Annotated in this window: 15 protein-coding genes and 2 pseudogenes; 9 read left to right on the plus strand and 8 right to left on the minus strand. The window is 67.7% G+C overall.

Translation table 11 applies throughout. The features are described 5' to 3' along the window. Positions 1-8 precede the first annotated feature (8 nt). The 5 genes from pcaH to mhpT are packed head-to-tail and all read left to right on the plus strand — an operon-like array spanning position 9 to position 5,021. Positions 9-722, plus strand: a complete 714-nt coding sequence (pcaH, locus tag AC1DSO_RS02935) for a protocatechuate 3,4-dioxygenase subunit beta (RefSeq protein WP_477067410.1) — start codon at positions 9-11, stop codon at positions 720-722. Then, the gene (gene pcaG, locus AC1DSO_RS02940; RefSeq protein WP_477067411.1) at positions 712-1,398 is read left to right on the plus strand and encodes a protocatechuate 3,4-dioxygenase subunit alpha; all 687 of its coding nucleotides are present in this window, start codon (positions 712-714) and stop codon (positions 1,396-1,398) included. Before pcaH ends, pcaG begins: the two co-directional genes overlap by 11 nt. Before the next feature lie 15 nt (positions 1,399-1,413). Then, a complete protein-coding gene (pcaB, locus tag AC1DSO_RS02945; RefSeq protein ID WP_477067412.1) occupies positions 1,414-2,565 on the plus strand; it encodes a 3-carboxy-cis,cis-muconate cycloisomerase in 1,152 nt (383 codons plus the stop codon). Further along, positions 2,565-3,746 (plus strand): bifunctional 3-oxoadipate enol-lactonase/4-carboxymuconolactone decarboxylase PcaDC, encoded by a 1,182-nt coding sequence (pcaDC, locus tag AC1DSO_RS02950; RefSeq protein WP_477067413.1) that lies wholly within the window; start codon positions 2,565-2,567, stop codon positions 3,744-3,746. Before pcaB ends, pcaDC begins: the two co-directional genes overlap by 1 nt. A 57-nt stretch (positions 3,747-3,803) precedes the next feature. Further along, positions 3,804-5,021 (plus strand): 3-(3-hydroxy-phenyl)propionate transporter MhpT, encoded by a 1,218-nt coding sequence (mhpT, locus tag AC1DSO_RS02955; RefSeq protein WP_477067414.1) that lies wholly within the window; start codon positions 3,804-3,806, stop codon positions 5,019-5,021. A gap of 49 nt (positions 5,022-5,070) precedes the next feature. Here mhpT and AC1DSO_RS02960 read toward each other — a convergent pair whose 3' ends face one another. Further along, a complete protein-coding gene (locus AC1DSO_RS02960; RefSeq protein WP_477067415.1) occupies positions 5,071-5,535 on the minus strand; it encodes a MarR family winged helix-turn-helix transcriptional regulator in 465 nt (154 codons plus the stop codon). 242 nt (positions 5,536-5,777) lie between these two features. Here AC1DSO_RS02960 and AC1DSO_RS02965 point away from each other — a divergent pair, with 242 nt between their 5' ends. The 4 genes and pseudogenes from AC1DSO_RS02965 to AC1DSO_RS02980 all read left to right on the plus strand — a co-directional run. Then, positions 5,778-8,072 (plus strand): TonB-dependent receptor, encoded by a 2,295-nt coding sequence (locus AC1DSO_RS02965; RefSeq protein WP_477067416.1) that lies wholly within the window; start codon positions 5,778-5,780, stop codon positions 8,070-8,072. Between the two features lie 255 nt (positions 8,073-8,327). Continuing rightward, positions 8,328-9,068: an SDR family oxidoreductase gene (locus AC1DSO_RS02970; protein ID WP_477067417.1), complete on the plus strand. Its 741-nt coding sequence runs from the start codon at positions 8,328-8,330 to the stop codon at positions 9,066-9,068. 97 nt (positions 9,069-9,165) lie between these two features. Further along, on the plus strand, positions 9,166-9,606 hold the full coding sequence (locus tag AC1DSO_RS02975; protein WP_477067418.1) for a putative quinol monooxygenase: 441 nt from the start codon (positions 9,166-9,168) through the stop codon (positions 9,604-9,606). A gap of 135 nt (positions 9,607-9,741) precedes the next feature. After that, a pseudogene (locus AC1DSO_RS02980) lies at positions 9,742-9,957 on the plus strand (YafY family transcriptional regulator); the annotation flags it as partial. Positions 9,958-9,970: 13 nt separating this feature from the next. Here the strand turns inward: AC1DSO_RS02980 and AC1DSO_RS02985 are convergent. The 7 genes and pseudogenes from AC1DSO_RS02985 to AC1DSO_RS03015 all read right to left on the minus strand — a co-directional run. Continuing rightward, complete coding sequence (locus tag AC1DSO_RS02985; RefSeq protein ID WP_477067419.1) at positions 9,971-12,313, minus strand: glycoside hydrolase family 31 protein; 2,343 nt, start codon at positions 12,311-12,313, stop codon at positions 9,971-9,973. 203 nt (positions 12,314-12,516) lie between these two features. Next, complete coding sequence (locus tag AC1DSO_RS02990; protein ID WP_477067420.1) at positions 12,517-14,826, minus strand: heparinase II/III domain-containing protein; 2,310 nt, start codon at positions 14,824-14,826, stop codon at positions 12,517-12,519. Between the two features lie 62 nt (positions 14,827-14,888). Beyond that, on the minus strand, positions 14,889-15,548 hold the full coding sequence (locus AC1DSO_RS02995; protein WP_477067421.1) for a putative 2OG-Fe(II) oxygenase: 660 nt from the start codon (positions 15,546-15,548) through the stop codon (positions 14,889-14,891). A gap of 95 nt (positions 15,549-15,643) precedes the next feature. Beyond that, positions 15,644-18,523, minus strand: coding sequence for a TonB-dependent receptor plug domain-containing protein (locus tag AC1DSO_RS03000; protein WP_477067422.1), 2,880 nt, complete (start codon positions 18,521-18,523; stop codon positions 15,644-15,646). Positions 18,524-18,767: 244 nt separating this feature from the next. Continuing rightward, entirely contained in the window at positions 18,768-20,180 is a 1,413-nt protein-coding gene (locus AC1DSO_RS03005; protein WP_477067423.1) for a glycoside hydrolase family 30 protein, read from the minus strand. Beyond that, positions 20,180-22,468, minus strand: a complete 2,289-nt coding sequence (locus tag AC1DSO_RS03010) for a beta-glucosidase (protein ID WP_477067424.1) — start codon at positions 22,466-22,468, stop codon at positions 20,180-20,182. The genes AC1DSO_RS03005 and AC1DSO_RS03010 overlap by 1 nt, the downstream gene beginning before the upstream one ends. Before the next feature lie 22 nt (positions 22,469-22,490). After that, a pseudogene (locus AC1DSO_RS03015) lies at positions 22,491-22,699 on the minus strand (tryptophan halogenase); the annotation flags it as partial.

A 22,699-nucleotide genomic window follows, 5' to 3' on the forward strand; every position in this document is an offset into this window, starting at 1 on the left:
AGACCGTCATGTCGCTGATCCGGCCCTATGCCCGCGAGGACGCCAGCCAGCCGGCGTCGCTGCATCCCAGGTACGCCTCGACCGTGGCCCGCTCGCCGCGCCAGCCGCTGGTCAAGATCCCGCACACCCTGACCGAGACCACCGGCCCGGCCGGCTGCTGGGAGAACCTGATGGGCGGCGCCCTGGCCGACCTGACGGCGCAGCACGCGGGAACGCCGCAAGGCCAGAGGATCATCGTCTCGGGCCGGGTGCTGGACGAGCACGGCCGTCCGGTCCCCAACACCGTGATGGAGATCTGGCAGGCCAACGCCGCCGGCCGCTACATCCACAAGAAGGACCAGTGGGATGCTCCGCTGGACCCCAACTTCACTGGCGCCGGCCGCGTGGTCACCGACGCCGAGGGCCGCTACCGCTACGTGACCGTCCGCCCCGGCGCCTATCCGTGGGGCAACCACCACAACGCCTGGCGACCGTCTCACATCCATCTGTCCCTGCTGGGTCCGGCCTTCGCCACGCGCCTGATCACCCAGATGTACTTCCCCGACGATCCGCTGATCGAGATCGACCCGATCGCCAACGCCGTGCCCATGCCGTTCCGCCAGCGCATGGTCTCGCGCTTCGACATCGGCACGACCCAGGCCAACTGGGCGCTGGGCTATCTGTTCGACGTGGTGCTGCGCGGCCGCGAGGCCACGCCTTTCGAGGACGATCATGACGACTGAGTTGGTCAACCCGGCCCCGCGCCAGGACAATCAGGATCCGGCCCTGTTCGGCCAGACGCCGTCCCAGACCGTCGGTCCGTTCTTCCACTACGGCCTGCCCTGGAAGGGCGGCGCCGATCTGGTGGGACAGTCCGACATGGGGGCTCGCCCGGAGCTCTTTCCGGAAGAGCATTACGTTCTGAACCTGTCGCCGCCGCGCGGGGCCGTCGCCGGCGAGACGATCACGCTCGAGGGCGTGGTCTACGACGCCGACGGCAAACCCGTGCCGGACGCCATGATCGAGATCTGGCAGGCCAACGCGGCGGGCCGATACGCCAGCCCTGGCGATGACCGCGTGAACCTGCCGTTGGACGAGGGCTTCATCGGCTTCGGCCGCGCGGCCACGGACGAGAACGGCCTCTATCGCTTCAAGACGGTGCGGCCCGGCTCGGTCCCGGGGCCCAGCAATAGCGCGCAGGCGCCGCACATCGCGGTTGGCGTCTTTGGCCGCGGCGTGATCAAGCGCCTCGTCACGCGGATCTATTTCGAGGACGCGGCCGAGAACGCCAGCGACCCCATCCTGGCCCTGGTTCCGGCCGAACGTCGCGACACCTTGGTCGCTCGCAAGATCGATGACGCCTGGCGGTTCGACATCGTCTTGCAAGGCGAGCGGGAAACCGTCTTCTTCGACGTCTGATCGAAAGGTTTCCGTTTGTCCCTGCTGCGCGATCTCCCCGCCTCGACCCCCGCCATGCTGGCGGCCTTCGGTGACGAGGCGTTGCTGCGCGCCGCCCTGGATTTCGAGATCGCGCTGGCGCGCGCCCAGGCCGAGGCGGGCCTGATCGGCGCGGCGGCGGCCGACGCCATCGCGAATGCCTGCGCGCAGCCATTGGACATCGAAACGCTCGCCCGCGAGGCCGCCCACGCCGGGACCCTGGCCATTCCCCTCGTCAGCGCTCTGCGCGGACGGTTGCCGCTCGATGTCGCGCCGCTGCTGCACAAGGGCGCGACCAGTCAGGACCTCGCCGACACCGCGCTGATGCTGCAGGCCAAGGCCGGCGCCGCGCTTATCCGGGCCGAAGGCGTTCGCCTCGCCCACGCTCTGGCGATCCTCGCCGAACGTCACGCGGCCACGCCGATGCTGGGCCGCACCCTGTTGCAACCCGCCTTGCCGATCACTTTTGGCCTGAAGGTCGCCGGCTGGCTGCAAGGCCTCGACACCGCCCTCGCCCGCTTCGAGGCCGAGCAAGCCGCAGCCATCCGGCTGCAGCTGGGCGGCGCGGCCGGAACGCTGGCGGGGCTGGACGGCCAGGGCCAGGTCGTCGTCGAACGCATGGCGGCGCTGCTGGACCTGCCTCCGAGCGCCACGCCTTGGCACGCTCGCCGTGAGGGCGTGGCCGGCCTGGCGTCCAGCCTGGCCATCCTGGTCGGCGCGGTCGGCAAGATCGCCGGCGATCTCTCGCTGCTGGCCCAGGCCGAAGTGGCCGAAGCCTTCGAACCACGCGTCGAGGGCCGGGGCGGTTCCTCGGCCATGGCGCATAAGCGCAATCCCACGGGCTGCCAGGTCGCGCTATCGGCCGCCATTCGCGCGCCTCACCTGGCGGCGACGGTCTTTTCCGCCCTCGCCTTCCAGCATCACGAGCGCGGTTTGGGCGGTTGGCAGGTCGAGGCGCCCGTGCTGGCCGATCTCTTCCAGCTGGCCCACGGCGCCCTCAGCGCCATGACGCCGGTCGTCGAAGGCCTGGAGGTCGACCCCGCCCGCATGGCCGCCAACCTGGCCGCCGCCGGGGTCGGGACCGACCTCGGCGAGTCCGAGACCCTGGTTGCCCGCGCCCTGGCTGAACATCGGAAAGAGGACCGCTGATGCCTTTCGCCACCTCCCACGGCGCGCGGATCTACTGGCGGCTGGACGGCGCGGCCGACAAGCCGGCGCTGGTGCTGCTGAACTCCATCGGCCTGGACATTTCCCTCTACGACCTGGCCGTCCCGCACCTGACGCCCGACTTCCGCGTGCTGCGCCTGGACACCCGCGGCCACGGCGCCTCGGACGCGCCGGCCGGCGACTACAGCCTGGATCTGCTGGCCGACGACGTGCTGGCGGTCATGGACGCGGCGGGCGTCGCCAAGGCTTCGATCTGCGGCACCTCGCTGGGGGCCATGATCGCCATGGTCCTCGCGCCGAAAGCGCCGGAACGCGTCGAGGCCCTGATCCTGGCCTGCACCTCGCCGGCCATGGATCCGTCGACCTGGGACCAGCGTCTGGCGCTGATCCGCGCCGAGGGCCTGGGCGCGATCGTCGAGGCGGTGCTGGGCCGCTTCTTCTCCGACGACTTCCGCGCACGGCGTCCCGACGTCATTGACACCGTCCGCGCCGGCATCCTGGCCCAAAGCCCCGACGGCTATTGCGGCTGCGGCGCGGCGATCCGCGACATGGCCCTGCTCGACCGCCTGTCGGCCATCACCGCGCCAACCCTGGTGCTCACCGGGGCCAGGGACATCGCGACGCCGTTCGAAGGCCATGGGGACCGGATCGTCGCCTCCATCCCCGGCGCTCGCCACGCCGTGGTCGAGGGCGCCCACCTGCCCAGCCTCGAAGCCCCCGCCGCCTTCGCCGGGGCCGTACGCGGATTCCTGGCCGAGGTCCTGCACGGAACCGCCGTCCAGGACGCCAAGGACACGCTGTTCGAGGCCGGCCTCGTCACCCGCCGAAAGGTCTTGGGCGACGCCTGGGTCGACAAGTCGTTGGCCGGCCGCACGCCGTTCACCGCCGACTACCAGGCGATGATCACCCGCTATGCCTGGAACGAGATCTGGAGCCGCCCGGGGCTGGATCACCGCACCCGGCGACTGCTGGTGCTGGCGATCTGCGCCAGCCTGGCCCGCTGGGAGGAGTTCCGCCTCCACGTCCGCGCCGGCCTCGAACAGGGCGGCTTCACCCAGGACGAGCTCAAGGAGGTGCTGATGCAGATCGCCATCTATGCCGGGGTTCCGGCCGCCAACACCGCCTTCGCCGAGGCCGCGGAGGTCATGTCCGAACTCGGCTGACCCCAACCAACAAGATCGAACCAGAAGGTTCGACGTCGAGGAAATCCAGGAGACATCATGCGCGACGGCGACGACACCGCAATTCCCCAGCGCGGCGGCCTGATCGCCGTCGCCATCTGCTGCCTTCTGGCCCTGTTCGAAGGCTTCGATCTGCAGGCCGCCGGAGTCGCCGCGCCACGGCTGGCGCCGAATCTGGGCCTGAAGCCCGAGGACCTGGGCTGGTTCTTCAGCGTCAGCACCTTCGGCCTGATGGCCGGCGCGGCGATGGGCGGGCGGCTTTCCGACCGTTTCGGCCGAAAGGTCACCCTCCTGGTTTCCGTGGCGGCGTTCGGGCTGCTGTCGATCGCCACCGGCCTGGCCACGGATCTCAACAGCTTGCTGCTGGCGCGCTTCCTCACCGGCGTCGGATTGGGCGGGGCGCTGCCGAACCTGATCGCCATCGTGGCCGAGAGCGTCACGCTCAAGCTGCGCGGCCGCGCCGTCGGCTTTCTCTATGCCGGCCTGCCCTGCGGCGGCGCCCTCGCCAGCCTGGTCAGCCTGGCCGGGGCCGAACCGTCGGACTGGCGGATGATCTTCTACGTCGGCGGCGTAGGCCCGCTGCTGGCCCTGCTGCTCGCCATTCCCCTGCTGCCCAACCCGCCGAAAGCCTCGAACGCGGTGGCTGACGGCCAGAAATCAGGCTTCGTCGAGGCGGCCACCGGCCAAGGGCGGACCTTGACCACCCTGTTGCTATGGACCGCCTTCTTCCTGGCCTTGCTGATCATGTACCTGCTGCTCAGCTGGCTGCCGTCGTTGCTGATCGGCCGAGGCCTGAGCCGGCCGGACGCTGGCCTGGTGCAGATCGCCTTCAACCTGGCCGGGGCGGCCGGCAGCGTCGCCACCGGCTGGCTGATGGACAACCGTCGCCGGCGCACGCTGACCATCCTGGGCGTGTTCGGCGCCTCGGCGGCCTCGGTGGCGGCCGCGGCCGGCGCGCCGGCCTCGCTGCTGGTCTATCTCGCGGTCGGCGCGGCGCTGGGCGCCACCGTCTCGGGCGTGCAATCGGCCGTCTACGGCCTGGCGCCGGGCTTCTATCCCGCCCGCCTGCGCGGCACGGGGGTCGGCGCCGCCGTGGTCATGGGGCGAMTGGGCTCGGCCGCGGGCCCGTTGCTGGCCGCCGCCTTGATCGGCGCGGGACGCTCGTCCAACCAGGTGCTTCTGGCGTTGTTGCCGGTCATTGTCGCCGGCGGCCTGATCTGCCTCTGGCTGGCGGCGCGCCCGACTTCGGAAGATTGACGCTCCGCGCGCGGCCGACACCCTCGTCGGTCGCGCCGGGCCTTCCCGATCAGATCGCGGCGATCCGCTCGAGGGCGGCCAACATCCGCTCCTTATCGAGGTCGCCCAGGGCGTCCAGGACCTTGCCGTCGTGCTGGGCGTGCGCGAGCTTGGCCTTCCGCAGCAGCGCTTCGCCTTCGGGAGTCAGGGACAGGGCATAGGCCCGGCGGTCCCCCGGAACCGGTCCTCGCCGCACGAGGCCGCGGTCTTCCAGCTGGTCGATGATCGTCACCAGGTTAGGACGCTGGATGCGCAGGACGTCGCCGATGGCGCGTTGCTGCAGGCCGGGCGTGGCCTCGATGACGAGCAGCACCGACAAGTCGGTGACGCGCAGGTCGAACGGCTTCAGGGCCGACAGCAGGTCCTTGAACACCGCCACCTGGGCCAGGCGCAGCACAAATCCGACCGTGGTTTCCAGACCGCCCAGCGAGACGCCCTCGTCCATCGGTTCCTTACGTTCGGCCGCGTCGATCATCCTGCTTCTCTAGCGTTGTTCCGGCTCCCGCGCCACGCCGCGCGGATTTGTCTCGGAGCGTCCTAGGCCGCGGTTAGTGACCCTCGCGCAACAAGGTTCTCCGAACGCCCCTCTCCCGTCCATCGCCGATTGAATCTCCCATACATTCATGCTCTGAAATAATTAGTACTCATAACAAAATGCGTGTTGCCGACAGCCTCTCGGGGGTTCGTCGAGAAAAACATCGTACGAGGAGGAAACAGATGCCCAGGAATGGGAATATCTCCGGCCGGCTGCGCGCCGGAGGCCTGCTGATCTGCGCCGCCGCCGGCGCCCAGGCGATCGCGTCCCCCGCCCTCGCCTCCGGACAGTCCGAGGCGCCCACGGTCCAGATCGAGGAGGTGGTCGTCACGGCTCGCCGCCGCGAGGAGCGACTGCAGGACACCCCCGTCGCCGTCACGGCCCTGGCCGGTGAAGCCCTGGAAAGCCGGGGCGTCGACAGCGTCGACCAGATCGCCAAGTTCGCGCCCAGCATCCGCTTCGATGGCGCCGCGGCGCTGAGCGGCGGCAATTACAACGCCACCGTCTTCATCCGCGGCGTTGGCCAGAACGACTTCGCCATCTTCAGCGACCCCGGCGTGGGCGTCTATGTCGACGGCGTCTACTACGCCCGCTCGATCGGCGGCACGCTGGACGCCTTCGACGTCAGCCGCATCGAGGTGCTGCGCGGACCGCAAGGCACGCTGTTCGGCAAGAACACCATCGGCGGCGCGGTGATCATCACCACCGACCAGCCCAAGGACGAGCTCGGCGGCAAGATCGAGGGCGTGACCGGCAGCTACGATCGGCTGGACGTCAAGGCCCACGTCGACATTCCGCTCAGCGAAAAGGTCTCTGCCCGCCTCTCGGCGGCGCGGCTCACCCGCGACGGCTACGGCAAGCGCCTGCTGGTCGGAGACGACCTGGGCGATCGCAACGCCACCGCCGCCCGCGCCCAACTTCGCTGGGAGGCCTCCGACGCGGTCACCGTCAACCTGTCGGCCGACTACACGCGGGCGCGGGAGCACTCGGCGCCGCAGAAGCTGTTGGTGATCGGCGCGGTCCCGGGCTTCGCGGTCGGGCCGTTCATGGGCAACTTCAACACCTATATCGCGCCCGGCTTGGGGATCACCGCGCCGAACGGGGCCAAGTCGCTGAACACCTCGTTCCTGACGGACAGCCCGTTCACGACCTATGGCACGGGCCCCAACATCAACGACCTGGACCTGTGGGGCGGCTCGGCCACCGTGGATTGGGACCTGGGCGCGGTCAGCTTCAAGAGCATCAGCGCCGTGCGTGGCCTGAAGGCGACCTTCGCCCGCGATGGCGACAACACGCCCTTCACCTTCCGCGAGACCTTCAACCACGACGTCCAGGCGCAATACAGCCAGGAGTTCCAGCTCAGCGGTCAGTCCTTCAGCGATCGCCTGACCTGGGTGACCGGCGCCTATGTCTTCCGCGAACGGGGCACCGATTCCGGCTACGCCAAGCTGGCGCTCGGCCTGGCGCCCGGCGCCTCCCCGCCGCCCTACAGCCCCTCGGCGGCGGTCTATACCAAGGTGACCAGCACCACCTACGCCCTGTTCGCCCAAGGCAGTCTGACCCTGACCGACCGCCTCAGCGCCACGGTCGGGGCCCGCTATAACCGCGACGAGAAAGACTATGTGCTCGACCACCGTCGCATCCGCGACGGCGTCGTCATCGCCCAGGTCAGCCCGAGCGGATCGTGGAACTCCTTCACGCCCAAGATCGGTTTGGAGTTCAAGGCCACGCCCGACATCCTGTTCTATGGATCGGTCGGAAAGGGCTTCAAGAGCGGCGGCTACAACGCCCGGCCGCTCAACGACGCCAGCGAGGTCACCGAGTACCAGCCCGAAACCCTGCTCACCTACGAGGCGGGCGCCAAGACCGCCTGGCTGGACCGTCGCCTGATCCTCAACGTCGCCGGCTATTTCAGCGACTACCAGGACATCCAGGTCACGGTGAATCAGACGCCGCGCAACTTCGTGGCCAACGCCGCGGCGGGCGAGGTCAAGGGCGTCGAAGTCGAGTTGCAAGCCAAGCCGACCGCCAACTGGAGCTTCAACTTCGGCGGCGGCTATATGGACGCCAAATATACCGAGGTCGGCTCCGGCCTGGCGGCGGGTCAGGTGCTGCCGATCACCCTGGCCACCCACTTCGTCAAGGCGCCCAAATGGACGTTGAACGGCGGGGTCGAGTACGGTCGGGAGCTGCCGGGCGGCGGCCGCCTGACCGCCCGGGTCGACTGGACGCACTACAGCACCGTCTACAACGACGTGGCCAACGATCCGGCCCTGACCCAGCCGGCCTACGACCTGTTCGGCGCGCGGCTGGCCTACGCCTCGCCCGACCGGATGTGGCAGGCGGCGTTGTTCGGCTCGAACCTGTCGGACGAGCGCTACATGGTGTCCGGCAACGCCTCCAGCGGCTTCGGGCTGAAGGAGGCCAGCTTCGGGCGTCCCCGCGAATGGGGGCTCAGCCTCAGTCGCAAATTCTGATCAACGAAAAGACGTCCCCGCTGGCGGCCTTCGCCGCCAGCGGGAGCGATTGCCGTCGGTCGCCAATTCTGCCAAAGAACAAGCGTCGAAAGAGTGCTGACCGGATGGTAGCCCGGTCGTCGTCCTAGCGGACGGCAACTCTCCCTCACGGGCATCCGCGACACCTAGCCCCGGCTTGCCGGTCGCGAAGGTGTGTCCGCTGATCGCCACGTCATCGACGACGCACCTTCCTCATTCGTTGGAAGGACTTGCGACTTGAAACTCACAGGCAACACCATTCTCGTCACGGGCGGCGCGAGCGGCATCGGCTTGGCGCTGGCGCGGCGTCTTCTCAAGGACGGCAACCGGGTCATCGCTTGCGGCAGAAGCGCGGCCACTCTCGATAGGGCCCGACAAGAAGCGCCAGGACTGGTTACCCGCGTCTGCGACGTCGCCGATCCCGACAGTCGCCGGGCGATGGTCGAATGGCTGACGGTGAACCATCCAAGCCTCAACGTGCTCATCAACAACGCCGGCGTTCAGCATCGGCGTGACTTCCGTGACGATCCGGCCATCGGCACGCTAGACCAGGAAGTGGCGATCAACTTCACCGCGCCAATCCACCTCATCACCGAATTGCTGCCCGTGCTCCGGCGACAGGACGCGGCCGCGATCGTCAACGTCACGTCGGGATTGGCCTTCTCGCCGATGGCCGACGTGCCGGTCTACTGCGCCACCAAGGCGGCGCTGCACTCCTTCACGCTCAGCCTGCGCCACCAGCTGAAGGCGACGAGGATCCAGGTCGTGGAGATCGCCCCGCCGATCGTCGACACTGGCCTAGGAGGCGATGCGCGCAGCGGAGGGACAGTCAACAGCCGGATGATGTCCGCCGAAGATTTCGCGGCGGAGGCAGTGGCGCAGCTCCAGGCGGGCAAGGACGAGATTCTTGTCGGCATCTCGGTCGAGACGCGCCGCTTGGGCGAAGCCCTGTTCGAGCCAATGAACAGCCACGGCTGACCCTTTCACAGATGTCGCGGTGATCCGCGGCATCCGTTTTGTCAGCGGCGTGTTGCGCTGAATGCGCATGCAACCTCGAACGATGGACAGGAAGAGCATGAAGAGATCGATGATCGTGTTTGGCGCAGGGATCCTGGCGCTCGCCGCCGCAGTCACGTCGAGCTTCGCAACCCGGGCCGAGGCCCAGGCCGTCGCGGAGCGGCCAATGGCGCGCATCGCCGAGCTGGAGATCGATCCCGACCAGTTGGAGGCCTACAAGGCCATCCTGGCCGAGGAACAGGAGGCGTCGGTGAGGCTGGAGCCGGGCGTGCTGATGCTGCACTCGGTCGCCATCGCCGACAATCCAGCCCACATCCGGCTGCTGGAGGTGTATGCCAGCCGCGGCGCCTACGAGGCTCACCTGAAGGCGCCGCACTTCATCAAGTACAAGACCGCGACCGAAAAGATGGTCCGGTCGCTGAAGCTGATCGCGACCACACCCATCCTGCTGTGCGCCAAGTCCAAGGGCCGCGCCGGTGGGTCCGTGACCTGCATGTGATCCCGGGCCCCACGGCTTCGCTCGCCCGCGATCCATGGCGCCAGAAACTGTCCCCATGGCGATCCATAACCGCGCCTTCCTGACGCGCCGCCAGTCGGCCGTCGAGACCCGAAGTCAAGGTGCGAGCCCGCCACGGAACGAACCATCTGGCCGATCATGCTCGGTTTCATCGAGTCCCAGCGGTTCGTTGCGGGATGGTGCGAACTGCGTTCGGGCTTTCACCTCTTTCGCACCGACCGAATAGTCAGCGTCGTTTTCTTGGAAGAGCGTTACGCGCGCAGCCGCCGTCAGCTCGTCAAGGACTGGAGGGCCCAAGACGAGCATCCCTGCAACCAGCGAGATTGCAGCTAGTCGGCTCCGCCGACTAAGGCGCGATCACCGCCGTTTCCTGACCGCTGTAGCGGACCGTGCTCGCGGGCGCTCCGACAGCTACGCCGGCGCCGGTCTGCTCGCCGACCCAGACAATATTGAAGGTCCGCTCGCGCGGCATGCCGGGATAGGTCCCGTTCCGCGCGCCGATCGTCAGGGTCCGCTGGGCCTCGTTCCAGCGCAGGTCGATGGTCGCCCGCCGTCCCTGGCGGTAACCCTGGCCGTCGCCCTCATCGTCATAGAGGGTGAAGGCGCCGTCGGCTCCGCGATAGACACGGATCTCCAGCGGCGCGTTGACGCCAGCCTCCGCGTGCGGAACGATGGGCCCCAGCGGCAGGATCGCGCCGGCCCGCACATGGATCGGCAGGCGATCGAGCGGCGCGGCCGCGGTCACGGTCGAGCCGCCGGCGAGGCGATGGCCGGTCCAGAAGTCGTACCAGGGCGCCTTGCCCGGCAGATAGACCGTGCGGGTCTCGGCCTTCGGCTGCGTCACCGGGCTGATCAGCAGATTGGCCCCGAACATGTACTGGTCGGCGAGGCCATGGGCCAGCGGATCGGCGGCGAAGTCCATCTCCAGCGGCCGCATCATCGTGTAGCCCTGGTCGGTGACCCGCCACGACGTCGCGTAGATGTAGGGCAGCAGCCGGTAGCGCAGCTCGACATAGCGCCGCAGGATCGCCTGCGCCGGCTCGTCGAAGCGCCAGATCTCCTTGGCCGGGCCGGTGCCGTGGACCCGGAACATCGGCGTGAACGCGCCGAACTGGAACCAGCGCACGAACAGCTCGCGATAGTTGGCGTCACCTGGCTGGCCGCCGAAGAAGCCGCCGATATCGGTGTTCCAGTAGGGAATGCCGGTGGCCACGAAGTTCAGCCCGGCGGGGATCTGCTTGCGGAACACCTCCCAGTCGCCGTGGATGTCGCCCGACCAGGTCACCGCCGCGTTGCGTTGCTGGCCTAGCCAGGCTGACCGCGTCAGGATGAACGGCCGCTTGCCGGGCGCGTCCTTCAGCTGGCCGTCATAGACCCCGGTCGTGTGCATCAGGGGATAGGCGTTGTAGACCTCCGCGCCCGGCCCCGCTCCCGTCTTCAGGGTCCGCATCTCGCCCCAGTCGCCGCCCAGCTCGGCCTCGCTGGCGTCCAGCCAGTAGCCGTCGAAACCGATCGGCGTCATGCTTTTGGAGACCTGGGACCAGTAGAGGTCACGGCCAGCCTTGCCGTACGGGTCGTACCAGCGGCCGAAGCCTGCCGGATAGACGTTGCGATAGGTCGGCGGGAACAGCACGCCGGCCGCGTCGAGCGCCTTGGTGTTGGCCAGGTCGGTGTCGAGCCGCGGCCAGACCGAGACGATGGCGTGCACGTCCATCGCGCGCAGGTCGGCCAGCATCTTCTTCGGGTCAGGATAGCGCGYCGGGTCGAACTGGTGCGAGCCCCACTGGCCCGGCGCCCAGTACTGCCAGTCCTGGATCACCGCATCGATGGGGATGTTCATCTCGCGGTAGCGGCGGGCGATGCCGACCAGCTCGTCCTGCGAGGCGTAGCGTTCGCGTGACTGCCAGAAGCCCCAGGTCCAGCGGGCCATCATCGGCGCCGCGCCGGTCAGGTGGCGATAGCCGGCGATCACCGCGTCGGGATCGGCGCCCGCGATGAAATAGTAGTCGATGTCGCGCGCGGCCTCCGACTGGAACACCAGGCGGCTAGAGACCTGGGGAATCCCGACATCGACGGTGGTCACTGAGGCGTTGTCCCACAGGACGCCATAGCCCTTGGTCGACCACAGCATCGGGACGCCGACGTCGGCATTGACCTGCTGCAGCAGCACGTGACGCCCGTGGCGGTCGATGGCCCCGTCGGCGTGTTGACCCAGGCCCAGGAACGCCTGCGAGCCGGAGATCTCGAACGCCTGCCGGGCCGAGAATAGGCCCGACGCGGCGCTCGCGGACGGCGCCAGGCCGTCGTCTCCAGGCTTGAGGACCTCGCGGGTGTAGAGATTTCCGGCCGCGTCGCTGAACGACACCGCGCCATCGTCACGGGCGACGGTCACCTTGAGCGCGGGCGTGGTGATCTCGACTCCGGCGGACGTGGTGGCGACGCTGAACCGCTGCGCCGGCCGAGGCAGGACGACGGCCAAGCTGGCGCGATCGGGCGCGACTCCGCGATAGCGTCGGACGCGGACGATATGATCGCCCCAGACCTGGAGATTGACCGTTCCCTGAGCGGTGCGAACCGAAAGACCGTCCTCGTCCTGCCGCACCACCGGCGCCGGCGCGCTAGCCTGGGCGAGCGCCGCGTCGCCGGCGGCGCAAAAGGCCATGACGAGGCCCGCGAACAAGGGGGCCAAACGAGACCTTCGCGATGATCCACGGGAGACGCGCCGGCCTTCGAACGCTGGCCCGGTGCAGGCGTGATACTTCTCGCGGTCCATCAGAGTTCCTCTTGCGCTTCCTCGCCGACGCGGATCTTCGCCCACGGCCGGCCTTGTTCGGTCGCGAGGCTAGAGATTAGTGGTAGCGCTATCAATACGCTTCGCGACCAATGGGCGAGCTAGCGTGTCACCCGCGAACGACGGACCAACGCCACGTCGCGGTCACAAGCCTTCGCGACGCCATCGACCTTCACCGATCGCGCGCCATCGCAGGCCAGGCGGATCGCGTAGGTCGGCTGGCCCTCGATGCTGGCGGCTGCGCCCTGCCCCGTCCGCGTCTTGACGACGAAGGCCTTGGACAGCGAGTCCAGCTCTACCCGGCCCTCCCGGCGCAGATAGCTGCCGTCGGCGACGAACCAGCGTCTCGGGCTCTGGGGACCGCCGCCCTCGGCATAGGTCAGGGCCAGGATATAGGCGTCGGTCTCCCAGCCGCCGAGATTGGCGTTGGCATTGCGGTGGCGGATGCGACCGTCGGCCAGCAGGTTGAAATAGACCTCGGTGACCTCGCCCTTCTGATGGAGCTTCACCAGCAGGTAGTCCTTGGTCTCGATCCGCTCGATCCTCGGCGCGGGACCGGCTCCGTTCGGAGTCAGCGCGACCACGAACTTGGTGCGATCGGTGACGCCCGGCGCCTGCAGACGCAGATAGGGCTGGGTTTCGTCGGGCGCGTGGTCCTTCAGCCCCTTGCCCTCGGCCATACCCAGCAGTTCGGGATAGTCGGTGGGCAGGCCCGCGTCGGGCAGGGTTTCCGGGAACAGCGGCCGCACGGCGACCTCGGCGTCGCCGTTCTTGACGGTGATGACCTGGCCCTGCCGCTTGGCTTCGCCTTCATAGTGCAGCAGCCACTCGAACCGACCCGGCTCCCAGCCCTTCACGTCGTCGATCACCAGGATCGTGTCGCCCAGCCACAGGAAGCTTCGATACTTGCGCTCGAAGGTACGAGCGTTGGGCCCCGTCGCGTCCGCCCAGACGAAGCGCAGGTCGCCGGCGTCCACCAGATGGTCGACGCGCCCCACGAAATGYGAGCCGTCATAAGTGTTGCTGGGCGGCTCGGCCTTGCCGTCCAGGGTGATGACGTTGTGGGCCTCGCTCTGGCGGTAGTAGCCGTCGTATTCAGGGCGGGCATAGTTGCTGTTGCCGGAGTCGATCAGCAGCTGCTTGCCCTTGTGCCAGAGGATGAAGCTGCCCGCGTCGGCGTGGTTGTGGTTCCAGGTGAAGCCCGAGCGCAGCGCCAGGAAGGTGGCGTCCGGCGCCCACGAGGACCGCATCGTCGCCGAGCCCAGGTCCTTGTCGATCCAGCTGGTCGGCAAGCCAGGCCCCTGCGCGGCGCTGGCGCGGGCCTTCGCGGCCGGCCACTGCACCATGTTCTCCGGCTCGTCGAAGACGTTCTGATTGGGATTGGGCGCGACCGTGTCGAGATACCAGAGATAGCGCGGCTGCTGGTCACCGGTGGCCCAAAGATTGGCGATCGCGTTGGCCCCGCTGGCGGTGGGATTACCGTCGCCGAAGTTGCTGGACAGCGCGCCTGAGGCCGTCGGGTAGACGTTCTGGATGAAGTAGTCGGCGAGGCCGGCCAGGCGCGGCGTCGGGGCGGGCTTCTCGGTAAACGCGTCCAGCCAGGCGCGCCTGAAGCGCAGGTAGCCCTCGGCGGCGAAGTCGGCGTAGTTGATGCTCTCGACGAAGGCGCCGTTGGCCGCGAAGTGCCGGGGCTTGGTCTCGATGGCGCTGCCGTCGTAATTGGCCCATTCCTCGGCGGCCTCGTCGATGCGCCGGATCCAGGCGTCGGCCTGGGGCTCCTCGGTCTTGACGGCGATGGCCGCCACGCCCGCGCCGAACACGATGTGGCTGAACCAGTTGTGGCCCATGGTGTCGAGGCTGTGGATGCGGTCGGCGCCGTCCACCCAGTCGGCGAGCGTCGGCTTGATCGCCCCCTTGACCAGGGCCTTGGCTAGGCGGTCGCGCTCGGCGGGCGTCAGAGCGTCGTAGATCGCGTCGAAGGTCAGACCGTAGACATAGGCGCTGGTCCCCATACCGAGGTCGGAGTTCCAAACCGGAGAGCGCGCCAGCAGCGGTTTGTCCGTCACCCAGTTGGCGCGGCCGGCATAGACGTCCAGCAGGGCTTTGGCGCGGTCGGCGTAGCGGCGCTCGCCCGTCATGCGGTAGGTCAGGGACAGGCCCATCAGCGCCGCGTTCAACTCGCGATCGTTGGCGGGCTTTCGCGTCAGCGCTTCATCGGCCTTGGCCCGCGCCCGACTCCAGGCGGCCTTGGCCCCGGCGTCCTCGCCGATCCGCGCCTTGAACTGGGCGACGTGCTTGTCGCTGAAGGTCAGATAAGGGTGGCCGCCGCGCAGCGTCTGGCACTCCGCCGTTCCGCCCAGAAGAGAGATGGCCAAGGCCAGGCCGGCGACGGTCTTTGCTCGGATCTTCACGCCCATCTCCCCGAATACTCTTCTCTTCGTGACGCGCGCCGAAGTAAGTCGGCCACTCTCCGTCAGACCAGCGCCAGATTGACCGCCATGGACCGGCGCACACCCGGGCTCCTGAACGGATAGACGCAGTGCAGCATCCAGGACGGCCATAGATAGAACTCCCCGACCATCGGCTTGACCGTGAACAGGTTGCGGACGCCGACGGCGCTGCGGCTGTCGATGAACTGCAGGCAGCCGGCGGTGTTCTGCCGGGCCTTGTCGGCCTGGAACTCCGCCTCGTAGCCGGGCGGCACGCGCAGGAAACCCACGCTGCTGAACAGGCATCCCTGGTGAAAATGCGCGGGGTTGTAGTCGCCCGCGACCATCTCGTTGACCCAGGCTTCCTTGATCTGGACCTCGAGCCGCTTGTCCGTGAGCTCCTCGGTGCGGTCGTAGTTGCTGTAGTGAAGCAGCGCGTTTTCGCACCGGTAGGCATAGGTCCGCGCGACGTCGTAGAGAAAGTCCCGCAGCGCTGGCAGCTCCAGGAGGATATCGGTGATCCGGATCTCGGCGCTCACCGCGCCGGCCAGATGGGCCGACCAATCGCGCGCGGCCGCCTCCCCGTCCGAAGCCAGGATGAAGTCGATCCGCTCATTCAGCGCATCGACCATCGCGGCGCTCATCGTCGCCTTGATGATCGTCGGACTGAATGGCGCGACCAGTCTGAGATCGTGGTCGGTCATGCTGGCAGCTCGTCCAGGCTCATGGCGTGGTGACCTCGAAGAAAGCGAGGGATCGGCGCTCCGATCCCTCGTCGCCAAGTTGGAGGGGCGATCGATCAGAATTCCTTCCGAACCGTCAGCCACACCGACCGGGGCGCGTTGCGCTTCAGCAGGAAGCCGGACTCGGGCAGCTGTTGGACGACGTCGTAGATCTGCACGTTGGCGGGCAGATTGCTGCTGATCATCGGGTCGTAGGCCGAGACATACTGCTTATCCAACACGTTACGGACGTCCAGGGTGATCAGCGTCTTCTTCATGCCGGTGTACTGGACGGAGGCGTCCAGGTTGTCCTGCTTGGGCAGGTACCGCTGGTCGAGCGAGTTGTTGTTGAGCTTGCGCACGTCCATCCAGCGGTGCCGGAGATTGAAGCGGAAGTCCTTGAAGCTGTAGGAGACCGTGTTGCTGACCGTCCACTTGGGCGAGCGGGCCAGGATACCGGCGTCGACGCGAAGCACGTCGTCGTCCACGCCCAGGCCGTTGGCGCCGGTGTTGAGCCAGGTATAGGCCTCGGTGGTCTTGCCGTTCAGGAAGGTGACCGACGGGTTCCATTCCAGGGCCCGCGTGATCCGCCACTTGGCCCAGGCTTCGACGCCGCGCGTGAAGTACCGGTTGAAGTTCTCCGGCAGCAGGTAGGTCGAGACGTTGTCCTTGTCGACCGCCGTCGGGTAATCGTTCACCGCGAAGTTCTGGTAGAAATAGGTGATCTGGCCGTTGAACTTGCGATCGCCGAACGTGTAGGCGGCTTCGTGGCCCTTGATGAAGGCCGTGGGGCCCAGCGGACGCACCAGGGTCGCGGCGGTCGAGTACCGGTTGATGACGCCGGCCGCCGGCTGCTTGGCGTCGGTGTAGCGGTAATAGACCTTGTGGTGGTCGTTGAAGTTGTAGCCCAGGGCGACGCTGTAGTTCCAGGTGCCGACATGCTTGTCGGCCTGGATGACCTTGGTCGCGGTCTTGGTCATGTAGATGTTGTCGTAGACGGTCAGCGGGTTGCCATCGAGCCCGCCATTGGTCAGCAGCGCCGCGCCGGAATTGCGGGTGTCCCAGGTCTCCGAATAGGTCTTGGCGTCGAAGCGCTGGTACTTGACGCTACCGTTGAAGTCCCATCTGCCCGGCGACCAGCTGGCCCCGAGATAGGGTGATATCTCGCGGATCTTGGCGCGCTGCGAGACCGTGGTGAACAGGCCGCTGCCGTACGAGCCCCAGCCGCCGGCGTCGGTCAACTGATAGGTCGTTCCGGTGTCGGTGACGTATTTGACGTTCAGGTTCTGGACCTGGCCGTCGGCCCAGGCCGAAACGCCAAGGCCGTTGGCCCAGTTGTCATTCTCCTGTTCCGAGCGCGACACGTAGACGCCCAGGTTCAGGCTGTAGTTGTCGCCGCGATAGGTGGCTGTGAAGTTGCCCATGTAGTCGGTGGACTGGCGGGCGTTGTCCTCGGCTCGCGTCAACAGGACCAGATCCTGCGAGGCGCTGGCGACGGGCGCCACGCCGGAATTGTAGACCCCGGCCGCGGTGGGGATGGTGGCGGTGACCAGGCCGCCGCGCATGTCGATGTCGCGGTTCGGCAGGGCGTTGGAAACCAGGCACAGGCTGTTGGCCTGCCAGGTGGTCGCCGTCACCCGGGGACAGGCCGCGCCCGTGCGGTAGTTCACGCCCAGCTGCGAGCCGTTGACGTTGTTGGCGACCCTGGCGACCAGAGCTCCGGCGGCGTTGTAGTATTCGTAGTAGCCGGGCGTGCGGTCCAGATTGTTGACGTTCAGCCCGTACCGCTCGCGCGTGGCCGCCGCCGAGGCCAGCGAGGCCAGGCCCTGGGGCTTGTAGGACTGACCCCGATATTGCGACTTCTGCAGGCGCAGCGCGCCCGTGAAGCTCCAAGGCCCGTTGGTGTCGTGGTTCCAGCGCATCCAGACCGCGTCCTGCTGGTAGCGATAGCCGGCCGACGGGTCGAGCGTGTGGGACTTGTCCTCGTAGGCGCCGGGAACGGTCTGCTCGCCGCCGTTCATGAACAGGTTCACGTCGCGGCCAAAGCCTGGGATTTCCTGCGCGTTCTGATAGCCATAGGTCGGCTGCTGGAAGGTCGTCAGCTCGGCGTTGGTGTCGTCGAGATGCTTGTAGACGACGTTGATCGAGCCCGAACCGTTCGAGGTCTGGTAGTCCTTGTACAGGTTCAGCTTGAACTGGCCGCCGTGGTTCAGGTCCCAGCCCGGGTTCACCTGGCCATTGGACCGACGGTAGAAGCCGCTGAGGCCGACGCCGAAGTCGCCCTCCTTGTTGATCCAGCCATACGAGGCGTCGACCTGCTTCCAGGACAGGTGAAGGTCCTCGCCCTCGAGGCCGATGCGGGTCTGGATGATCGCGCCAGGCTTCACCCGGCCGGTGATGTAGTTGAACGTGGAGCCGACGGAGGTCGTGACGCCCGTCGCCGACGAGCCGCCGCGCACCGACTCGACCCGGCTGGTCGAGATGTCGGCCCGATAGAAGTAGCCGTCCTGGAAGCCGCTGAACTTGAACGGCACGACGGGCAGCCCGTCCTCCAGGATGGTGGTCCAGAAATAGCCCGAGGTGTTGGCGCCGGTGCCGATCGTCATGCCGCGCGTGAAGACCTCGTTACGCGCCACGCCGTCATTGGACTCCACGACCACGCCAGGCATGTCGCGCAGCATGTCGTCGGCGCTGATCGGCGTGAACTTGGACATGTCGTCTTCCGACAACACAGAGAACGAGACGTTCGCCTTCTTGGCCGCGGTGCCGGCCATGACGCCGGTGACGATGACCTCGTCGACGGCGGTGCTCTCGGCCTTCGCCGGGGCCTTGACCACAGGCGCCTGAGCGTAGGCGACCGACGCCATCAAGGCGCTCGCGCCAGCAGCCACGGCCAAGGCCTTGTGAGAAACTTGCAGGGCGCGGCGGCAGCCACGCCGAGTGTTATGATCACTCATGTTTCCTCCCCTTTCGGACGTTTCGCCCGAGTTCGTGGGCCAGGGCGATGCGATCACCCGAGCCATGGCCGAAGCGAGCTCAGCGCCGAAGAGGCGATGATATCGTTATCAATTGCAGGCTCGCCGATCGGCCAGGTGCTCGGCGTCCACTGATTTGCAATTGATATCGATATCAATCTCAGATCAGCGATAGATGTCAATCCCCCTCCGCCCGGTGTTCAGCGGACGGTCGGTTCGCCACCCGCTACCAGACGAAGGTTCCCGCCGCGCGGGCCGGCAGCGAGGCCTTGAACGGCCGCGCCCCTTCGGTGATCGCGAACGTTGCTGGCCCAGTCCCGAGGTTCAAGACGATCAGGACTCGGGTCCCGTCGCGGTTATGAAACGCCACGGTCCGCAGGTCGCCGAGCTTGGCCGGCGATCCGATCCGCACCGCGCCGGGTCTCACGAACCGGCTGGCGTGGCCGAACGCGTAGTACTCCTGCGTGCGCGTGATCGCGCCCGTCCGGCTGTCGATGGTCACGAAGGCCCGGCAGTCCTTGCAGCCGCCGGCATGCGGACCGAACTTTTCGTCCAGCGCCAGGTTCCACATCAGCACGCCGCGGGAACCGCCTCGGGTCGAGCCGATGATCAGGTTCTCGACCATCCACGAGAAGCTGTCGTCGAACTTGGGCGCCCATTCGCCGCCCGAGCATTCGGTGAGGAACGCGTCCTTGTCGGGGTGAACCACCCTCACCCCGTCCTGGGCCAAGACCTCGCCCGCGTAGCAGTGCCACGCGACACCCGCGAGGAAGGCCTTGGCCTTGGGATCGGCCAGAACGGTCAGCGGCTGTTGCGGCTGGTCCCAGTTGTGATCCCAGTCGAGGACCTTCGTGCGGAGCTTCTCGCGCTTGAACGTCGGCGCGAGGTGCTCGCCGAAGAACTCCGCCCGGTCGCGCGCCGGCCAGCGCATGCCGGGATAGTTTTCCGGCTCGAAGTCCGGCTCGTTCTGGATGCTCAGATAGTCGATCGGCACGCCGACCTTGGCCGCTTCCTTGACGTAGCGGGCGAAGAAGCGGGCGTAGACGGGATAGGCCTCGGGCTTCAGCTGCCCCTTCACCAGGGATCCCGTGGTCTTCATCCAGGCCGGCGCGCTCCATGGCGAGGCCATGACCTTGAGGTCGGGGTTGATCTTCAACGCCGCGCGGACTGTGGGAAAGACGTCCTGTTGGGGCCGCGCCAGCGAGAAGTGTTCCAGCTTCGGATCGGGCGCGCCCCCCGGCGCGTCATCGAGACTGTAGTGGTCGAGCGAGAAGTCGGATGCGCCGATGGTGATCCGCGTGAAGCTGAAACCCAGCCCCCCTTCCCCGCGCCCGTAGAGCTCACGCAGCAGGCTGTCGCGCTGCTGGGCCGAGAGCTTGTTCTGGATCAGCCAGGCCGAGGAGTCGGTGATCGCGCCGCCGAAGCCGACGATCGACTGATGACGTTCCTTGGGGTCGACGACGATGGTCGGTAGGCCGGCGACRTCGCCGGCGGTGACGGCGTCCGACGGCGGCTGCGCGGTCAGGAGCTGGCTCTTGTCGCCGGTGGTCACCCAGGCGTGCAGCTTGGGCGCGGCGACGGCGGGCGCCGCCGAAGCGAGCGCCACGATCGCGACGGTGGCGTGTAGAAAACGGCGCATCACGGCTTCCTCGACCAGGCCTTGAGCTGGGCCTTGCCGCTAAGCACGGCGTCGCCCGCATGGCGACCGATATAGAGCGGATAGCTGCCCGCCGCGATCGTCCAGCCCGGCTTGGCGACGTCGTAGTCGGCCAGGATGCGCGGCTCGACGACCAGGGTGACCCGCTTGGTCTCGCCCGGCGCCAGGTCGACCTTCTGGAAACCCGCCATACGGACCATCGATTTGCGCCGGCCGGCGGTGACATAGAGCTGCGGCGTGTCGGCGCCGGCGACCTTGCCGGTGTTGGTGACGTCGAAGCTGACCTTCAGCCCCTCGCCGTCCTCGACCTTGAGGTTGGTGTAGCCGAAGGTCGTGTACGAGAGCCCGTAGCCGAACGGATAGAGCGGTTGGCGCTTCTCTTGGGCGTACCAGCGGTAGCCGACGGCGGCGCCTTCGACATACTTCACCGAAAAGCCCTTGATCGGACCGGCCTTCTGGCCGGCGCGGCGGGCGTCGTCGATCGCGGCCTGCTCCGCGAAGCCCGGCGCGCTGGCGCGCGGGGCCTGATCGGCGGTCTTGGGGAAGGTCATGGCCAGGCGGCCCGACGGATTGACCTCGCCGAACAGCAGGCGGGCGATGGCCTGGCCGCCGCGCTGGCCGGGATACCAGGCCTGCAACACCGCGCCGACCCGGTCGAGCCACGGCATCAGCACCGGGCCGCCGGTCTCGAGCACGACGATCGAGTTCTTGTTGGCGGCCGAGACGGCCTCGATCAAGGCGTCCTGGTTCTCGGGCAAGGCGATCGACGGGGCGTCCTGGGCCTCGGTCTGCCAGTGCCAGGCGAAGACGATGGCGACGTCGGCGTTCTTTGCGGCGGCCGCGGCGGCGGCGGGGTCCTTGCCGTCGACATAGATCACCTGCGCGCCGGGCGCGRCGGCCTTGATCGCCTCCAGAGGCGAGGACGCGTGCCAGGTGACGCGCACGAACGAGGCCGCCTCGCCGCCGTTCAGCGGGATCTCGATCGGCGCGCCGCCGACCGAGCGGACCTGGGACGAACCGCCGCCCGAGATCACCCCGACATCGGCGTGGGCGCCGATCAGCACGATCTTCCTGGCCGTCTTGGCTAGCGGCAGCAGGTTTCCTGCGTTCTTGAGCAGCACCGAGCCCCGCTCGGCCACGGCCTGAGCCACCTTGGCGTGAGCGCCGTAGTCGATCGGCTGAGCGGTGGCGGGCGTCGGATCGTCCATCAGGCCCGAGGTGATCACCCCGTGCAGGATGCGGCGGACCATGTCGTCGAGGCGAGCCTGGCTGACCTCGCCCTTGGCCAGCGCCGCCTTCAGGTCGTCGCCGAAGAAGATCTGGGTGTCCAACTCTTGGCCCGACTGCTGGTCGAGGCCGGCCAGGGCGGCCTTGACCGTGCTGTGCACCGCGCCCCAGTCGGACATCACCCAGCCCGGATAGTTCCAGTCGCGCTTGAGCACCTTGTTCAGCAGGAAGTCGTTCTGGCAGGCCCAGTCGCCATTGACCTTGTTGTAGGCGCACATGACCGAAGCGGGATCGCTCTTCTCGATGGCGATCTGGAAGGCCAGCAGGTCGCTCTCGCGCAGGTCGGCCTCGTCGATCTGGGCGTCCATCACGTGGCGGCCGGTCTCCTGGGCGTTCAGGGCGAAGTGCTTGATCGTCGAGACGATGTGATTGCTCTGCACGCCCTTGATCGACTCGCCGGCCATCTGGCCAGCCAGCAGCGGATCTTCCCCGAGATATTCGAAGTTGCGGCCGGCCCACGGATCGCGGGTCAGGTTCACGCCGCCGGCCAACAGCACATTGAAGGTCTTGGCGCGCGCTTCCGCGCCGATCATCGCACCGCCCTGGAAAGCCAGTGAAGGCTCGAAGGTCGAGGCCAGGGCCAAGCCGGACGGCAGGGCCGTGGCGACGTCGCCCTTGCGCTGCTCGACCTGGTTGGCGACGCCCAGGCTGGCGTCGCTTTCGCGCAAGGTCGGGATCTTCAGGCGCGGCACACCGGGCACATAGCCGGCCGAGGGGATCATGTCGGCCGCGACCGTCTTGGTCATCGGCGGAAACAGGCCGTGCAGATACGTGATCTTCTCGTCCAGCGTCATCTGCTTGACCAGGGCGTCGGCCCGCGCCCAGGCGGGGTCGTTGGCGCGCGACGCCAGCGGGGCGCTGTCCTGGGCCGGCATGACCTGCGCCAGCGCGCCCGAGATCGGAGTCAGGGCGAGCAGCGCCACGGCGGCTGTGGTCCGGCACAGGATCCGCAGGGCGGATGAAGGCTGGGCGGCGGTCGTCATGGCGGTACTCCGAATAGCGTCGTTAAGGGGTTGGAACTGGGGCCGCGGCGAGCGGCGGGGCCTGGCACGCGCGGGCCACGAACTCGGCGTGGCTGGGCATCACGTTCAGGCACTTGCCGATGACCGTTTCGATGTTCGCCAGGTAGCGGGCGATGTCCTCGTCCGAGTGCACGCGGACCAGCGGATCGTAGCCGCGCGGAACGATCCCCTGCCCCAGGAAGACCTGGATCC

It is taken from the genome of Caulobacter sp. P4_E5 (assembly GCF_056401555.1).

Bases quoted from the DNA above. Each gene is read 5' to 3' on its own strand.
- AC1DSO_RS02995 (WP_477067421.1), bottom strand. From the start codon at position 15,548: ATGACCGACCACGATCTCAGACTGGTCGCGCCATTCAGTCCGACGATC.
- pcaDC (WP_477067413.1), top strand. From the start codon at position 2,565: ATGCCTTTCGCCACCTCCCACGGCGCGCGGATCTACTGGCGGCTGGAC.
- AC1DSO_RS02965 (WP_477067416.1), top strand. From the start codon at position 5,778: ATGCCCAGGAATGGGAATATCTCCGGCCGGCTGCGCGCCGGAGGCCTG.
- AC1DSO_RS02975 (WP_477067418.1), top strand. From the start codon at position 9,166: ATGAAGAGATCGATGATCGTGTTTGGCGCAGGGATCCTGGCGCTCGCC.
- pcaG (WP_477067411.1), top strand. From the start codon at position 712: ATGACGACTGAGTTGGTCAACCCGGCCCCGCGCCAGGACAATCAGGAT.
- AC1DSO_RS02960 (WP_477067415.1), bottom strand. From the start codon at position 5,535: ATGATCGACGCGGCCGAACGTAAGGAACCGATGGACGAGGGCGTCTCG.
- AC1DSO_RS03000 (WP_477067422.1), bottom strand. From the start codon at position 18,523: ATGAGTGATCATAACACTCGGCGTGGCTGCCGCCGCGCCCTGCAAGTT.
- pcaH (WP_477067410.1), top strand. From the start codon at position 9: ATGTCGCTGATCCGGCCCTATGCCCGCGAGGACGCCAGCCAGCCGGCG.